Origin of the sequence: Streptomyces sp. NBC_00090, assembly GCF_045160815.1 — a bacterium.
In the GTDB taxonomy this organism is placed as follows: Bacteria; Actinomycetota; Actinomycetes; order Streptomycetales; family Streptomycetaceae; genus Streptomyces.
The window spans coordinates 2,400,998-2,414,932 of record NZ_CP108224.1; the positions used below are offsets into that span (position 1 = coordinate 2,400,998).

Below are 13,935 nucleotides of genomic sequence, written 5' to 3' on the forward strand. Positions count from 1 at the left end.
CCGGCAACGTATGGGTAACTAACCTGCCGAGGGAGCCGACGGAGAGGCCGTGCCGGGCTTCTTGCCCTTGTTGGCCTCGGCGACCCACTTCTTCAGGTTCTCCGGGGAGATCTGCTCGTTCCCCTTCGTCGGGAAGATCGATTCGCCGTTGAGAAGGACGGAGGGGGTGCCGCTGAAGCCGCCGTTCTGGAAGGCCTCGTTCGACTTCACCACCCAGCTGTCGTGCGTGCCGTCCTCGACGCAGCTGCGGAAGGCGGGCGTGTCGAGCCCCGGCACCTTCGCGGCCAGTTCGAGCAGCTTGGCGTTGTTCCCGAAGGCGTCGTCCGTCTCCGGCGGCTGGTTGATGTAGAGCGTGTCGTGGTACGCGGTGAACTTCCCCGCGTCCTGGGCGCACGCGGCCGCGTTCGCCGCGCGCAGCGAGCCGCTGCCGCTCATGTTCCCGTCGATGAGGGTGGCGAGGTGGTACTCGGCCTTGAGCGCGCCGGAGGCCTCCAGCTCGTGGATGGCGTCCCGCATGACGTTCTCGAACTGGGCGCACGCCGGGCAGCGGAAGTCCTCCCAGATCGCGAGCATCGAGGGGGCGTCCGACGTGCCCGTGGGGATGGCGGGCTTGTCGCCCTCGACGGATCCCGTGGGCGCGACCACCGGGCCCGCCTTGTCCGACGCGCCGTCGTCGCCGCTGTTCGCGGCGATCACCCCGACGACGGCGGCCAGGCCGAGGACGCCGACCACCGCCGCCGACACGATCAGGACGCGCCGCTGCTTGTCGCGGGCCTTGTCGCGCTCGCGCTGCTGCTGGAGGCGCTCCCGCGCGCTCCGGTTACCGTCACCACGGTTGTTCTCGCTCACGCCCACAGCAACGAACCGGGGAGGCACGTGCGTGCCTCCCCGGTCCCAGATCCACCCAAATGGGTTACGAAACGCGGCGCACACCGGCGGCGAGTTCGCCCGCCAGTTCCCTTACTGCGGCGAGCCCGGCGGCCTCGTCGCCGTCGGCGTCGAGGATCCGCTGGACGAAGGCGGAGCCGACGATGACGCCGTCGGCGAAGGCGGCGACCTCCTTGGCCTGGGTGGCGTTGGAGACGCCGAGCCCGACGCACACCGGCAGTCCGGAGGTGGCGCGGGTGCGGCGGACGAGGTCGGCGGCCTGCTCGCCGACCGACTCGCGGGTGCCGGTGACACCCATGAGCGAGGCGGCGTAGACGAAGCCGGAGCCGGCCGCCGTGATGGTGGCGAGGCGCTCGTCCTTGCTGCTGGGCGCGACGACGAAGACGGTGGCGAGACCGTGCTTGTCGGCGTGCTCGCGCCAGACCGCGGACTCCTGGACCGGCAGGTCGGGCAGGATGCAGCCCGCACCGCCGGCCGCGGCGAGCTCCTCGGTGAAGCGGTCGATGCCGTACCGGTCGATCGGGTTCCAGTACGTCATGACGAGGACCGGCTTGCCGGTGGCCTCGTGGGCCTCCTTGACCGTCCGCATGACGTCGGCGATCTTCACACCGCCGCGCAGGGCGATGTCGTCGGCGGTCTGGATGACCGGGCCGTCGAGGACCGGGTCGCTGTGCGGCAGACCGACCTCGACCACGTCGGCGCCGCCGTCGAAGACCGCCTTGATGGCCGCGATGCCGCCGTCGACCGTCGGGAAGCCGGCCGGCAGGTACGCGATGAGCGCCGCCCGGTTCTCCGCCTTGGCCTTGGCGAGGGTGTCGCTCAGCAGCTGGATGTTTCCGTTGGTCACTTGGAGCCCTCCCCGTCGTACAGGCCGAAGTAGCGGGCGGCCGTGTCCATGTCCTTGTCACCGCGCCCGGAGAGGTTGACGAGGAGCAGGGCGTCCTTGCCGAGCTCCTTGCCGACCTCCAGGGCCCCGGCGAGGGCGTGCGCCGACTCGATGGCCGGGATGATGCCCTCGGTGCGGGAGAGCAGGCGCAGCGCCTGCATGGCCGCGTCGTCGGTGACGGCGCGGTACTCGCCGCGCCCGCTGTCCTTGAGGTACGCGTGCTCCGGGCCGATGCCCGGGTAGTCGAGGCCGGCCGAGATCGAGTACGGCTCGGTGATCTGGCCCTCCTCGTCCTGGAGGACGTACGAGCGCGAACCGTGCAGGATGCCGGGCTCGCCCGCGGTCAGGGTGGCCGCGTGCTCGCCGGTCTCGACGCCGTGGCCGGCCGGCTCGCAGCCGATCAGGCGGACGCCCGCGTCGGGGACGAAGGCGTGGAAGAGGCCGATGGCGTTGGAGCCGCCGCCGACGCAGGCGATCGCCGCGTCGGGGAGGCGCCCGGCGCGCTCCAGGATCTGGCGGCGGGCCTCGACGCCGATGACCCGGTGGAAGTCGCGGACCATGGCGGGGAAGGGGTGCGGGCCGGCGACGGTGCCGAACAGGTAGTGGGTCCTGTCGACGTTGGCGACCCAGTCGCGGAAGGCCTCGTTGATGGCGTCCTTGAGGGTGCGGCTGCCGGACTTCACCGCGATGACCTCGGCGCCGAGCATCCGCATCCGGGCCACGTTGAGGGCCTGGCGCTGGGTGTCGATCTCGCCCATGTAGATGGTGCAGTCGAGGCCGAAGAGGGCGCAGGCGGTGGCGGTGGCCACGCCGTGCTGGCCGGCGCCGGTCTCGGCGATGACCCGCGTCTTGCCCATGCGCTTGGTCAGCAGGGCCTGACCGAGCACGTTGTTGATCTTGTGCGAGCCGGTGTGGTTCAGGTCCTCGCGCTTGAGGAAGATCCGGGCACCGCCGGCGTGCTCGGCGAACCGGGGGACCTCGGTGAGGGCGCTCGGGCGGCCGGTGTAGTTGACCATGAGGTCGTTGAGCTCACGGGAGAACTCGGGGTCGGACTTGGCCTTGTCGTACTCGACGGCGACCTCGTCCACGGCGGCGACGAGGGCCTCCGGGATGAACTTGCCGCCGTAGGCACCGAAGTAGCCCTCGGCGGTGGGAACCTGACCCTCCGGGTCCGGAATGAAGAACTCGCTGGACATGCGGATGCTCCTCGCGGGGCGGTGCCCCGTGTGACGTGCGGTTGATGGTCACGGTATGCGCGCAACTCACTCACGTACGCCGGCAACGCCGTCGCCGGGCTGCGCCCGTCGCCCGCGCGTTGTGGGCATGCGTTCCGCCGGGGCGGAACGGGTGGGCACAACGGACGGCGCCCTCTGCCGGGCCTAGGCTCCTGCGCCTGGACCCGCACCACGTGTGCGCCGCTCTGGTGGTGCGGGTAGGCGCAAGGGGCGGAAGCGCCCACGAGGGGCGCCGTCCCGTGTGCCCACCCTCCCCCAGAGGGGGGACCCCCAGCCCAGCGGGACGATTGCCCACACGGAGCGGGCAGGCGGCGGTGCGACAGCGGCGAGGTCAGTCGGCTGCGGTGTTCGTGAAGGTGCGCGCGGGGCGCGGGCGCCATCGCATGCCGTTGACCTGGCCGGGCTCCGAGCCGATGACGTACCGCACCCGGCGGCCGTGGACACGGCGGGCGGGCGCGCGGCAGCCACGCGGGCGGCAGCCCCGGGCCAGGGGGGCGTGCTTGGAGACGGGCGCGGCAGCGGTTCGGAGCCGGCTGCGGCGCCCCACCGCGACGTCCGCGGGCACGACCGAGCCGCCCGGGGCGTGGCCCTGGGCGGTCGGCGTGGCGCGGCGCGCGGTCATCTCGGGGTCAGCTCCGGCCGTGCCGGAGGGCCGGGTGGGCGCCGGCGGCGACCAGGTCGGCGACGGCGGCCTTCGGGTCGCGGCCGGTGACGAGGGACTCGCCGACCAGGACCGCGTCGGCGCCCGCGTTGGCGTAGGCGATGAGGTCGTGCGGGCCACGGACGCCGGACTCGGCGATCTTGACGATGTGGTCCGGGATCTCGGGGGCGACGCGCTCGAACGTGGAGCGGTCGACCTTGAGGGTCTTGAGGTCGCGCGCGTTGACGCCGATGATCCGGGCGCCCGCGTCGACGGCGCGCTCGACCTCGTCCTCGTCGTGGACCTCGACCAGCGGGGTCAGGCCGATGGACTCGGCACGCTCGATGAGGGAGACCAGCGCCTCCTGCTCCAAGGCGGCGACGATGAGGAGCGCGAGATCCGCTCCGTACGCCCGGGCCTCCCAGAGCTGGTACGCGGTGACGATGAAGTCCTTGCGCAGGACCGGGATGTCGACCCGGGCGCGGACGGCCTCCAGGTCGGCGAGCGAGCCGCCGAAGCGCCGCTGCTCGGTGAGGACGGAGATGACGGCAGCGCCGCCCGCCTCGTAGTCCGCGGCGAGTCCGGCGGGGTCGGCGATCGCGGCGAGCGCGCCCTTGGACGGGCTGGAGCGCTTGACCTCGCAGATCACCTTGACGCTGTCGCCGCGCAGTGCGGCGACGCCGTCCTTGGCCTGCGGCGCCTTGGCGGCGCGCTCCTTGAGCTCGTCGAGGGTGACCCGCGCCTGCCGCTCTGCGAGGTCGGCGCGTACGCCTTCGATGATCTCGTCGAGCACACTCACGCGAGAGGCCCCCTTCCGGGACGGTGATGGTGATGAGGAACCAGGTTCAGCCACATCGATCCTATCCGCAGGACGGCCCCGGAATCGCATCGGCCGGAGCGGCGTCCCACTTGCTGGGACTCCCGTAGGGGTTTTCGCGGGAGCGCGCGGACCCTCACGGGGCCAGCGCGGAGCCGAAGGGAAGGTTCCGGACCAGGGTGAAGAGGGCGAGGACGGCCCCGATCCCCCACCACCAGGCCGGGGAGATCGCGAGGCGCATGGGCACCCCGCGGATCGCACGAATCAGCCACAGGACCATGACGACGGCGAAGAGGCCGTAGCCGAGGACGGCCGGGGCGTTGGCGCCCAGGGCGGCCGGGAGGTCGCCGTGGACGAAGGCGTGGGCGCTGCGGAGTCCGCCGCACCCGGGGCAGTAGATGCCGGTGAAGCGGAGCAGGGGGCAGACGGGGTAGTGCCCGGGTTCGTTGGGGTCGACGGCGCCGACGAAGGCGAAGGCGGCGGCGACCCCGGCGAGGGTGGCGACCGGCGCGAGGAGCCGCCGGGCGAGCGGCCGTGTCCGCGGCGGTACGGGGAGTACGGCGGCGGGCACGGCGAGTGCGGCGGCGGGCACAGCGGGTGCGGCGGGTGCGGCAGCGGGCACAGCGGGTGCGGCAGGGACAGCGGGTGCGGCAGGTACGACGGGTGCAGCAGCTACGTGGGACACGGCAGGTCCGGCGGCGGCTCCCGCGGGACCGGGCGTGTCCGCCCGCGCGGGTTCGCCCGGTCGGGCGAGGAAATCGTCGGTCTCGGCTTCGGCCGTCGGCTGCGGGTCCACCCGGTGATTCTCGCCCCTGACGCGCGAAGGCGCAGCCCGGCACGGCCGGACTGCGCCTTCGAGTGCGTCGTGTCGCGTCAGGAACGGGCCTGCGCGGTCGCGGTCGCGGCCTCGCGGGCGGCGGTGACGGCCGCCGACTCCTTCGGCATGCCGAGGCCGGCCGCCTTCATCGCGCCGCCGACGATGCCGCCGAGGACGATGACACCCATGCCGGCCCAGAAACCGGGCTGGTTGGCGGCCACCATGAAGACTCCGGCGATGCAGAAGCCGATGAAAGAGATGATGACACCGGTCCAGGCGGCCGGGGTGTGTCCGTGGGCGCTGCCCGCCATGAGTTGCTCCTCGTTGCTGTTGCTCGGTGGTGAGGTCTCGCGTGCGCGGACACTCGGTGCCCATTGTCCCGTACGCGGGCGCGCGAGGATGAATCGGGGGTGCCCGGACGATCACGCGTCGCGGTCGGCCCTCCGGTCACTCGCCGCGGTCGGCCTCCGGTCACTCGCCGCGGGTGGGGTCCTCGCCTCGGTCCAGGGCCTTCCAGAGGTCCTCGGGCCGGTCCGGGTCGGTCGCGGGGGCCTTGCGCCCGGTGCGCGGGGTTCCGGAGCGCTCGTAGCGGCCGCCCATCGCCGGCCAGTTCTTGCCGAAGCGCAGGGCGAAGAGACCGGCGAGCAGGATGAGGGCGGCGCCGGCGGCCGTGACGTACGGCCAGGCGGTGTGGGTCAGACCGGCCACGGCGGCGGCCGTGTCGCCGCTGATCCGGGCGGCCTCGGCGTCCAGGGCGGTGCTGTCGGAGGCGCCGAGGACCGCGGCGAGCGCGGCGCCCGCGCCGCTGAGCGCGAGGAGCGCGGCGACGAGGGTGCGGCCGGTGCGGCGGACGGCGAAGACGGCGAAGAGCGCGGCGAGACCGACGATCGCGAGGGCGGTCGGCACGCCGGTGACGGCGCCGCCGTCGGCCTCGACGGGGACGGTGCCGCCGCCGACAGACGCGGTGCCCTCCGCCCAGATCTGGCCGGCCGAGAGCAGGACGACGGTGGCGCCGAGGGCGCCGAGGAGGAGGGCCGCGGCCAGGCTGCGGCGGCCGCCGGTGGGGACGGCCGCGCGGGCGGCCCGGGGCTGGGGTACGGGTACGGCACTCACGTACCCCACTATCCCCTACGTGCTCAGGAGCCGTTCATCCGGTTGGCGGTGTGGACGGCGCGGAGCACGGCCGCGGCCTTGTTGCGGCACTCGTTGTCCTCGGCGACCGGGTCGGAATCGGCGACGACACCCGCTCCGGCCTGCACGTACGCGGTGCCGTCGCGGAGGAGGGCGGTGCGGATGGCGATGGCCGTGTCCGCGTCGCCGGCGAAATCGAGATAACCGACACATCCGCCGTACAGACCGCGCCGGGAGGGTTCGAGCTCCTCGATGATCTGCATGGCGCGGGGCTTGGGCGCGCCGGAGAGCGTGCCGGCCGGGAAGCAGGCGGTGAGGACGTCGAAGGCGGTCCGTCCCTCGGCGACCCTGCCGGTCACGGTGGAGACGATGTGCATGACGTGCGAGTAGCGCTCGACGGACATGAAGTCGACGACCTCCACCGAGCCGGGCGCGCAGACCCGGCCGAGGTCGTTGCGGCCGAGGTCGACGAGCATGAGGTGCTCGGCGCGCTCCTTGGGGTCGGCGAGCAGCTCCTCGGCGAGGTCGTGGTCCTCCTGCGGGGTGGCGCCGCGGTGCCGGGTGCCGGCGATGGGGTGGAGCATCGCGTGCCCGTCCTCGACCTTGACGAGGGCCTCGGGGCTGGATCCGACGACGTCGAAGCCGTTCTCGAAGCGGAAGAGGTACATGTACGGGGAGGGGTTGGTGGCCCGCAGGACCCGGTAGACGTCGAGCGCGGAGGCGGCGCAGGGCGTCTCGAAGCGCTGGGAGGGCACGACCTGGAAGGCCTCGCCGGCCCGGATGCGCTCCTTGACGTCCTCGACGGCGTCCTGGTAGGCCGGGCCGCCCCAGAGGGCGGAGAACTCGGGGAGTTCGGAGGCGGGGAGGGCGGCGGGGACGGTGGCGACCGGGCGGGCCAGGTCGGCCTCCATGGCGTCGAGGCGGGCGACGGCGTGCGCGTAGGCCTCGTCGACGCCGGTCTCCAGGTCGTTGTGGTTGATCGCGTTGGCGATCAGCAGGACCGTGCCGTCCCAGTGGTCGAGGACCGCGAGGTCGCTGGTGAGGAGCATGGTGAGCTCGGGGAGCTCCAGGTCGTCGCGGGTGGAGTCCCCGATCTTCTCCAGGCGGCGGACGATGTCGTAGCCGAGGTAGCCGACCATGCCGCCGGTGAACGGGGGCATCCCGGGCTCGGGGCCGCGCGGGGTGTGGAGGGTCTCGACGGTGGCGCGCAGGGCCTGGAGCGGGTCGCCGTCCGTGGGGACGCCGACGGGCGGGGTGCCGAGCCAGTGGGCCTCGCCGTCGACGACGGTGAGGGTGGCGTCGCTGCGGACTCCGATGAAGGAGTAGCGCGACCAGCTGCGGCCGTTCTCCGCGGATTCGAGGAGAAAGGTGCCGGGCCGTTCGGCGGCGAGTTTGCGGTAGAGCCCGACCGGGGTGTCGCCGTCCGCGAGGAGCCTGCGGCTGACAGGGATGACGCGGCGGTCGGCCGCCAGCTTGCGGAAGGTCTCGAGATCCATGGCGCCAGACCTTACTGGGAGAGCGGGAGCACGTCGGCGTCGAAGCAGGTGCGGTCGCCTGTGTGGCAGGCGGCTCCGACCTGGTCGACCTTGACGAGGACGGTGTCGGCGTCGCAGTCGAGGGCGACGGACTTGACGTGCTGGACGTGCCCGGAGGTGTCGCCCTTGACCCAGTACTCGCGGCGGCTGCGGGACCAGTAGGTGCAGCGGCCGGTGGTGAGGGTGCGGTGGAGGGCCTCGTCGTCCATCCAGCCGAGCATGAGCACCTCGCCGGTGTCGTACTGCTGGGCGATGGCGGGCACGAGTCCGTCGGGGCTGCGCTTGAGGCGGGCGGCGATGGCCGGGTCGAGATTGCTGCTCATGGCGCCATTGTGCCGCGCGCGGGGGCGGTGTCCGGCGGGGCGTCCACTGGGCGGACCGGTGGCCCCGGTCGTAGGCTGGCAGGCATGTCGACGCATGCGAAACGTGAACGGCTTCTGCTCGCCGATCTGTTGGAAGCGGCGGGCCCGGACGCCCCGACACTCTGCGAGGGCTGGCAGACCCGGGACCTCGCTGCCCATGTGGTGGTGCGCGAGCGGCGCCCGGACGCGGCGGCGGGTGTGCTCGTACCGGCGCTGAGGGATCGGCAGGACCGGGTGCAGGCGGAGTTCGCCGACAAGCCGTACGAGGAGCTGATCCAGCTCATCCGCACGGGGCCGCCGCGGTTCTCCCCGTTCACCATCAAGCAGGTGGACGAGGGGGCGAACATCGTCGAGTTCTTCGTCCACGCGGAGGACGTACGGCGGGCGCAGCCCGAGTGGTCGGCGCGCGAGCTGGACCCGGTCTTCGCGGACGCCCTCTGGTCCCGCCTGGAGCGCGCCGCCCGTCTTCTCGGCCGGAAGGCCCCGGTGGGCCTGGTGCTGCGCCGCCCGAACGGCCAGACGGTGGTGGCCCACCGCGGCACCCCGGTGGTGACGGCCTCCGGGGAGCCGGGCGAGCTCACGATGTACCTGTACGGGCGACGGACCGCGGCCAAGGTGGACCTGGACGGCGAGCCGGAGGCGATCGAGCGGCTGCGCGAGGCGAAGCAGCTGGGGATCTGACGGGCTGCGTTTCCCAGGGCGTGTGTCGAAAGTCCCGCCTGCCCGGCGCTACTTTCGACACACGCCCTGGATCGGCGCCCTCTCGACCCTGCCGGTGAAGGCACCGCCCACGCGCGCGGCGAGCCAGGCGACGCGGTCGTCGTCGCCCCGGATGTGGGCGCTCTCCAGCGGATTGCACCAGTCGAAGACGCGGATCGGCAGGTGGTCCGCCGGGTCGTCGCCGGCCTCCGAGGAGCCCTGCGCCGAGCCCGCCGAGGCCGACAAGGGGTGGAGGCTAGGGCGTGCGGAATTGTGTCAGGTCCCTTTCACGCAGCTCGGGCGACCGGCAGTTCCGCGCGGCGGAGCGCCTTCACCGAGAGGCCGTAGATTCCGCCGAGGGCGCAGACCGCGGCGCTGGCGGTGAAGACCGGCGCCGGGCCCCACAGTCCGACGGCCGCGCCGGTGAGCGGGAAGCTCAGCGGGGCGATGCCGAGGCTGAAGAAGGTGGACACCGAGGTGACCCGGCCCAGGTAGGCGGGGTCGCACGCGGTCTGGGTGAGCGCTCCGCACAGGGCGCCGCTGAGGCCGGCGAGCAGGCCGACCGAGACGGACACGGCGACGGCCACCGGGAGCCGCGGCACGTATGCGAGGGCGGCGATCGAGGCCGCACCGAGGGCGATGGTCCAGGAGAGGACGAACCCGGCGCGCGGGACGCGGCCCCGTACGGTCAGGAGCAGGGACGCGGCCCCCGCTCCCGTACCGAAGCCGGCGAGGATCCAGCCGATGCCGGCGGCGCCCCAGCCGCGCAGGTCGGAGAGGAGCGCGAGGCCGACGTTGAGGGGGCCGACGAAGCCGAGGTCGCTGAGGGCGACGACGATCATCAGCGGGCCGAGGACGCGGTGGCGGCGGATGTAGCGCAGTCCGTCGGTGAGGTCGCGCAGGGCGGTGGTCTTCTCGCGCGCCTCCGCCCCTTCACCGGGCTGCAGCGGCCTGAGGCGGAGCGTCAGGAGCAGGGGCAGCGAGAAGGCGAAGAGCAGCCCGGCGGCGCCGAACGCGGCGGCCGACCCGCCGAGGGCGACCGCGAGTCCGCCGAGCGGGGCGCCGACCAGGACCGAGATCCGGTAGGCGAGGCCCCGCATCCCCTGGACCCTGCCGAGCTGCCCCGCGGCGGCGATCCGTGGCGGCAGGGCGCCGACGGCGGGCATGAACAGGGCGTCCACGGCTCCGAAGACGAGCGCGACGGCGGCGAGGACCCAGAGGCCGGGGGTGGCGAGCGCCAGCGTCGCGGCGACGCCGAGGACGACGACGCACCGGACGGCGTCGGAGGATATGACGACCCGCCAGGGCCCGAAGCGGTCGGCGACCACTCCCCCGCCGAGCATGAGCAGGGCGCGCATCACGGCGCTGAGGGCGAGGACGGTCCCGGCCTGCGCGGGGGTGCCGCTCTGGACGGCGGCCCAGGAGAGGGCGAGGTGGTAGACCATGTCGCCGGTGGCGGACGCGGTGTACGCGCCGAGCCAGCGCAGGACGTTGGGGTCTCGGTAGGCGGGGCGCTCGACGGGGGCGAGCCCGGTGACCGTCATGAGTGGTAGGGGAACGCGTGGAGGTGGATGGCGACGTTCTCGCGCCCCTCGGTGTCGCCGGCCTCTTCGGCGGCGCGGGCCTTCTGGTCGTACTTCTCGAAGACCGCGTCCAGCTCGTCGCTGAGGGCGGTGAGTTCGGCCGCGGTGAGGCGGGGCAGCCACTCGGAGCTGATGGAGGCGGAGCGCCAGGCGTCGGACCAGGTCAGGCGCTCGTCGAGGAAGCGCCGGTGGAGTTCGGTGCGCTGTTCGTTGATGGTGCGGCCGAGGGCGTCGCTCGCGGCGGCCAGCTCGGGCGTGCCGCGGACGTCCTCGTCCCGGATGCTGACGCCGTACGAGCTGGGCTGCCACCAGCGCTCGCGGCCGTCCGCCGACCGGTTCTCGGCCTCCTCGATGAGGCCGTGGTCGGCGAGCTTGCGCAGGTGGTAGCTGACGAGCGAGACGGCCTCGTCGACCTGGTCGGCGAGCTGGGAGGCGGTGGCGGTGCGGGCCACGAAGAGGGCGCGGTAGAGGCGCATCCGCAGCGGGTGCGAGATGGCCTTGAGGGTGCCGAGGTCGGTGATCCGACGGTTCTCCTGCGAGGTCATGACACCGACCGTAGATGCGCAAGAAAACTTGCACAACAGAAATTGCACAAATAATCCTGCACGTCTGGTGGAGAAGAAGGGGCCCCCGAAGGAGCCCCTCCCGACGACTGCTCAGCGGACCGGGTGGCCCGCCTCCCGCAGCGCGTCCTTGACCTGCGAGATCCGCAGATCACCGAAGTGGAAGACGGAGGCGGCGAGCACCGCGTCCGCACCCGCCGCGACCGCTGGCGGGAAGTCCGAGAGCTTGCCGGCGCCGCCGGAGGCGATCACCGGGACCGTGACGTGCTTCCGCACGGCGGCGATCATCTCGGTGTCGTAGCCGTCCTTCGTGCCGTCCGCGTCCATCGAGTTGAGCAGGATCTCGCCCGCGCCCAGCTCGGCGGCCCGGTGCGCCCACTCGACGGCGTCGATGCCGGTGCCCCGGCGTCCGCCGTGCGTGGTGACCTCGAAGGAGCCCGACTCGGTGCGGCGCGCGTCCACGGACAGGACGAGCACCTGACGGCCGAAGCGCTCCGCGATCTCCTGGATCAGCTCGGGGCGTGCGATGGCGGCGGTGTTGACGCCCACCTTGTCGGCCCCGGCCCGCAGCAGCTTGTCGACGTCCTCGGCCGCGCGGACCCCGCCGCCCACGGTGAGCGGGATGAAGACCTGCTCGGCGGTGCGGCGCACCACGTCGTAGGTGGTCTCCCGGTTCCCGGAGGAGGCGGTGATGTCGAGGAAGGTCAGCTCGTCGGCGCCCTCGGCGTCGTACAGCTTGGCCATCTCGACGGGGTCGCCCGCGTCGCGCAGGTTCTGGAAGTTGACGCCCTTCACGACCCGGCCGTTGTCCACGTCCAGGCAGGGGATCACGCGTACGGCGAGGCTCATGCGGACTCCTCCGCCCGGTACGCCTCGACCTCGACCTCCACGACCAGGCGGGGGTCGACGAAGCCGGAGACGATGATCATCGACGCGGCGGGGCGGACGGCGTCGAACAGCTCCTTGTGGGCGCGGCCGACCTCGTCCACGTCCCGCGCGTGGGTGATGTACATCCGCGTCCGCACGACGTGCTCCGCGCCCAGGCCGAGCTTCTCCAGCGCGGCGAACGCCACGTTGAAGGAGTTGACCGCCTGGTCGTACGGGCCGCCGTCGGCGATCTGGCCGCCGACCACCGACGTGCAGCCGGCGACCAGGACCAGACCGTTCGGCAGTTCCACCGCGCGGGAGTAGCCGAACTGCTCCTCCCAGGGAGCGCCGGTCACCACCTTGCGCACCGCTTCCGTCATGCCGAGGCCACCACTTCGAGTGCCGCTTCGAGGGTGAAGGCCTTGGCGTAGAGCGCCTTGCCGACGATCGCGCCCTCGACGCCGAGCGGGACGAGGCCGGACAGGGCCCGCAGGTCGTCCAGGGAGGAGACGCCGCCGGAGGCGACGACGGGCTTGTCGGTGGCCGCGCAGACGTTCTTCAGGAGCTCCAGGTTGGGGCCCTGGAGCGTGCCGTCCTTGGCGATGTCGGTGACGACGTAGCGGGAGCAGCCCTCGGCGTCGAGGCGGGCCAGCGTCTCGTACAGGTCGCCGCCGTCGCGGGTCCAGCCGCGGCCGCGCAGGGTCGTGCCGCGCACGTCCAGGCCGACGGCGATCTTGTCGCCGTACTCGGCGATGACCTTGGCGACCCACTCGGGGGTCTCCAGGGCGGCCGTGCCGAGGTTGACGCGGGTGCAGCCGGTGGCGAGCGCCGCCACGAGCGAGGCGTCGTCGCGGATGCCGCCGGAGAGCTCCACCTTGATGTCCATGGCCTTGGCGACCTCGGCGATCAGCTCGCGGTTGTCACCGGTGCCGAAGGCGGCGTCGAGGTCGACCAGGTGCAGCCACTCGGCGCCCGAGCTCTGCCAGGCGAGGGCCGCCTCCAGCGGGGAGCCGTAGGAGGTCTCGGTGCCGGACTCGCCGTGCACGAGACGGACGGCCTGGCCGTCGCGCACGTCGACGGCGGGGAGGAGTTCGAGAGTGCTCACAGGGTTCCGATCCAGTTGGTGAGGAGCTGGGCTCCGGCGTCGCCGGACTTCTCGGGGTGGAACTGGGTCGCCCACAGGGCGCCGTTCTCGACGGCCGCGACGAACGGCTCGCCGTGGGTGGCCCAGGTGACCTTGGGGGCGCGCATGTTGGGGTTGCCGACCTCCAGGCTCCACTCGCGCACCGCGTAGGAGTGCACGAAGTAGTACCGCGCGTCGGCGTCGAGGCCCGCGAACTGCAGACTGCCCTCGGGCGCGTCCACCGTGTTCCAGCCCATGTGCGGCACGACGGGGGCGTTCAACGGCTCGACCGTACCGGGCCACTCGTCGAGGCCCTCGCTCTCCACGCCGTGCTCGATGCCGCGGGCGAAGAGGATCTGCATGCCGACGCAGATGCCCATGACGGGGCGTCCGCCGGAGAGCCGGCGGCCGATGATCCAGTCGCCGCGGGCCTCCTTGAGCCCGTCCATGCAGGCGGAGAAGGCACCGACGCCGGGGACGAGGAGTCCGTCGGCGTTCATCGCCTTCTCGTAGTCGCGGGTGATCTCGACGTCGGCGCCGACCCGGGCGAGCGCGCGCTCGGCGGAGCGGACGTTGCCGAAGCCGTAGTCGAAGACGACGACCTTCTTGGGGGCGGTCGCGGTCATGCCCACACGTCCAGCCGCAGCACGCCGGCGACGAGACACATCGCGGCGCCGAAGGCGACGAGCGCGATGAGGCCCTTGGGCATCTGCTGCTTCACGAAGGAGTAGATGCCGCCGAGCAGGAAGAGCCCGACGACGATGAGGATGGTGGAGAGGCCGTTCACGG

Annotated in this window: 19 protein-coding genes; 1 reads left to right on the forward strand and 18 read right to left on the reverse strand. The window is 72.8% G+C overall.

Annotation, left to right across the window (positions count from 1 at the left end; translation table 11 throughout):
• Positions 1 to 18 precede the first annotated feature (18 nt).
• From OG361_RS10580 to hisI, 10 genes are all read right to left on the reverse strand, one after another.
• Complete coding sequence (locus tag OG361_RS10580) at positions 19 to 849, reverse strand: DsbA family protein (protein WP_405853094.1); 831 nt, start codon at positions 847 to 849, stop codon at positions 19 to 21.
• Between the two features lie 64 nt (positions 850 to 913).
• A complete protein-coding gene (trpA, locus tag OG361_RS10585; RefSeq protein ID WP_384565761.1) occupies positions 914 to 1,735 on the reverse strand; it encodes a tryptophan synthase subunit alpha in 822 nt (273 codons plus the stop codon).
• Positions 1,732 to 2,970: a tryptophan synthase subunit beta gene (gene trpB / locus OG361_RS10590; RefSeq protein WP_405853095.1), complete on the reverse strand. Its 1,239-nt coding sequence runs from the start codon at positions 2,968 to 2,970 to the stop codon at positions 1,732 to 1,734. The genes trpA and trpB overlap by 4 nt, the downstream gene beginning before the upstream one ends.
• A 370-nt stretch (positions 2,971 to 3,340) precedes the next feature.
• Positions 3,341 to 3,631 (reverse strand): tryptophan biosynthesis modulator TrpM, encoded by a 291-nt coding sequence (gene trpM, locus OG361_RS10595; RefSeq protein ID WP_405853096.1) that lies wholly within the window; start codon positions 3,629 to 3,631, stop codon positions 3,341 to 3,343.
• Positions 3,632 to 3,638: 7 nt separating this feature from the next.
• Positions 3,639 to 4,448 carry an indole-3-glycerol phosphate synthase TrpC gene (gene trpC, locus OG361_RS10600; protein ID WP_384565770.1) on the reverse strand — a complete coding sequence of 270 codons (810 nt, stop codon included), beginning with the start codon at positions 4,446 to 4,448 and terminating at the stop codon, positions 3,639 to 3,641.
• 154 nt (positions 4,449 to 4,602) lie between these two features.
• Entirely contained in the window at positions 4,603 to 5,088 is a 486-nt protein-coding gene (locus OG361_RS10605) for a DUF2752 domain-containing protein (RefSeq protein WP_405853097.1), read from the reverse strand.
• Between the two features lie 251 nt (positions 5,089 to 5,339).
• Positions 5,340 to 5,594 (reverse strand): HGxxPAAW family protein, encoded by a 255-nt coding sequence (locus OG361_RS10610; RefSeq protein ID WP_384143573.1) that lies wholly within the window; start codon positions 5,592 to 5,594, stop codon positions 5,340 to 5,342.
• Positions 5,595 to 5,754: 160 nt separating this feature from the next.
• Complete coding sequence (locus OG361_RS10615; protein ID WP_405853098.1) at positions 5,755 to 6,405, reverse strand: TIGR02234 family membrane protein; 651 nt, start codon at positions 6,403 to 6,405, stop codon at positions 5,755 to 5,757.
• Positions 6,406 to 6,419: 14 nt separating this feature from the next.
• The gene (locus OG361_RS10620; RefSeq protein WP_405853099.1) at positions 6,420 to 7,910 is read right to left on the reverse strand and encodes an anthranilate synthase component I; all 1,491 of its coding nucleotides are present in this window, start codon (positions 7,908 to 7,910) and stop codon (positions 6,420 to 6,422) included.
• An 11-nt stretch (positions 7,911 to 7,921) separates the two neighbouring features.
• Positions 7,922 to 8,272 (reverse strand): phosphoribosyl-AMP cyclohydrolase, encoded by a 351-nt coding sequence (hisI, locus tag OG361_RS10625; protein ID WP_267043085.1) that lies wholly within the window; start codon positions 8,270 to 8,272, stop codon positions 7,922 to 7,924.
• A gap of 84 nt (positions 8,273 to 8,356) precedes the next feature.
• Between hisI and OG361_RS10630 the strand changes: the two genes are divergently transcribed.
• Positions 8,357 to 8,992 (forward strand): TIGR03085 family metal-binding protein, encoded by a 636-nt coding sequence (locus OG361_RS10630; RefSeq protein ID WP_405853100.1) that lies wholly within the window; start codon positions 8,357 to 8,359, stop codon positions 8,990 to 8,992.
• Between the two features lie 48 nt (positions 8,993 to 9,040).
• Here OG361_RS10630 and OG361_RS10635 read toward each other — a convergent pair whose 3' ends face one another.
• The 8 genes from OG361_RS10635 to OG361_RS10670 all read right to left on the reverse strand — a co-directional run bounded on the left by OG361_RS10635 (position 9,041) and on the right by OG361_RS10670 (position 13,933).
• Positions 9,041 to 9,256 (reverse strand): hypothetical protein, encoded by a 216-nt coding sequence (locus OG361_RS10635; protein WP_405853101.1) that lies wholly within the window; start codon positions 9,254 to 9,256, stop codon positions 9,041 to 9,043.
• Between the two features lie 41 nt (positions 9,257 to 9,297).
• Positions 9,298 to 10,554, reverse strand: coding sequence for an MFS transporter (locus OG361_RS10640; RefSeq protein ID WP_405853102.1), 1,257 nt, complete (start codon positions 10,552 to 10,554; stop codon positions 9,298 to 9,300).
• Entirely contained in the window at positions 10,551 to 11,138 is a 588-nt protein-coding gene (locus OG361_RS10645; protein WP_405853103.1) for an ArsR/SmtB family transcription factor, read from the reverse strand. Before OG361_RS10645 ends, OG361_RS10640 begins: the two co-directional genes overlap by 4 nt.
• A gap of 111 nt (positions 11,139 to 11,249) precedes the next feature.
• On the reverse strand, positions 11,250 to 12,005 hold the full coding sequence (hisF, locus tag OG361_RS10650; RefSeq protein ID WP_384565791.1) for an imidazole glycerol phosphate synthase subunit HisF: 756 nt from the start codon (positions 12,003 to 12,005) through the stop codon (positions 11,250 to 11,252).
• Positions 12,002 to 12,403: a RidA family protein gene (locus OG361_RS10655; RefSeq protein ID WP_405853104.1), complete on the reverse strand. Its 402-nt coding sequence runs from the start codon at positions 12,401 to 12,403 to the stop codon at positions 12,002 to 12,004. The genes hisF and OG361_RS10655 overlap by 4 nt, the downstream gene beginning before the upstream one ends.
• A complete protein-coding gene (priA, locus tag OG361_RS10660) occupies positions 12,400 to 13,128 on the reverse strand; it encodes a bifunctional 1-(5-phosphoribosyl)-5-((5-phosphoribosylamino)methylideneamino)imidazole-4-carboxamide isomerase/phosphoribosylanthranilate isomerase PriA (RefSeq protein WP_405853105.1) in 729 nt (242 codons plus the stop codon). Before priA ends, OG361_RS10655 begins: the two co-directional genes overlap by 4 nt.
• Positions 13,125 to 13,772: an imidazole glycerol phosphate synthase subunit HisH gene (hisH, locus tag OG361_RS10665; RefSeq protein ID WP_405853106.1), complete on the reverse strand. Its 648-nt coding sequence runs from the start codon at positions 13,770 to 13,772 to the stop codon at positions 13,125 to 13,127. The genes priA and hisH overlap by 4 nt, the downstream gene beginning before the upstream one ends.
• Positions 13,769 to 13,933, reverse strand: a complete 165-nt coding sequence (locus OG361_RS10670; RefSeq protein WP_187623890.1) for a hypothetical protein — start codon at positions 13,931 to 13,933, stop codon at positions 13,769 to 13,771. The genes hisH and OG361_RS10670 overlap by 4 nt, the downstream gene beginning before the upstream one ends.
• Positions 13,934 to 13,935 lie beyond the last annotated feature (2 nt).

Coding starts and splice junctions, on each gene's coding strand:
- trpB (WP_405853095.1), bottom strand. CDS start 2,970: ATGTCCAGCGAGTTCTTCATTCCGGACCCGGAGGGTCAGGTTCCCACC.
- hisF (WP_384565791.1), bottom strand. CDS start 12,005: ATGAGCCTCGCCGTACGCGTGATCCCCTGCCTGGACGTGGACAACGGC.
- OG361_RS10655 (WP_405853104.1), bottom strand. CDS start 12,403: ATGACGGAAGCGGTGCGCAAGGTGGTGACCGGCGCTCCCTGGGAGGAG.
- hisI (WP_267043085.1), bottom strand. CDS start 8,272: ATGAGCAGCAATCTCGACCCGGCCATCGCCGCCCGCCTCAAGCGCAGC.
- hisH (WP_405853106.1), bottom strand. CDS start 13,772: ATGACCGCGACCGCCCCCAAGAAGGTCGTCGTCTTCGACTACGGCTTC.
- trpM (WP_405853096.1), bottom strand. CDS start 3,631: ATGACCGCGCGCCGCGCCACGCCGACCGCCCAGGGCCACGCCCCGGGC.
- OG361_RS10630 (WP_405853100.1), top strand. CDS start 8,357: ATGTCGACGCATGCGAAACGTGAACGGCTTCTGCTCGCCGATCTGTTG.
- OG361_RS10620 (WP_405853099.1), bottom strand. CDS start 7,910: ATGGATCTCGAGACCTTCCGCAAGCTGGCGGCCGACCGCCGCGTCATC.
- OG361_RS10640 (WP_405853102.1), bottom strand. CDS start 10,554: ATGACGGTCACCGGGCTCGCCCCCGTCGAGCGCCCCGCCTACCGAGAC.
- OG361_RS10610 (WP_384143573.1), bottom strand. CDS start 5,594: ATGGCGGGCAGCGCCCACGGACACACCCCGGCCGCCTGGACCGGTGTC.
- OG361_RS10645 (WP_405853103.1), bottom strand. CDS start 11,138: ATGACCTCGCAGGAGAACCGTCGGATCACCGACCTCGGCACCCTCAAG.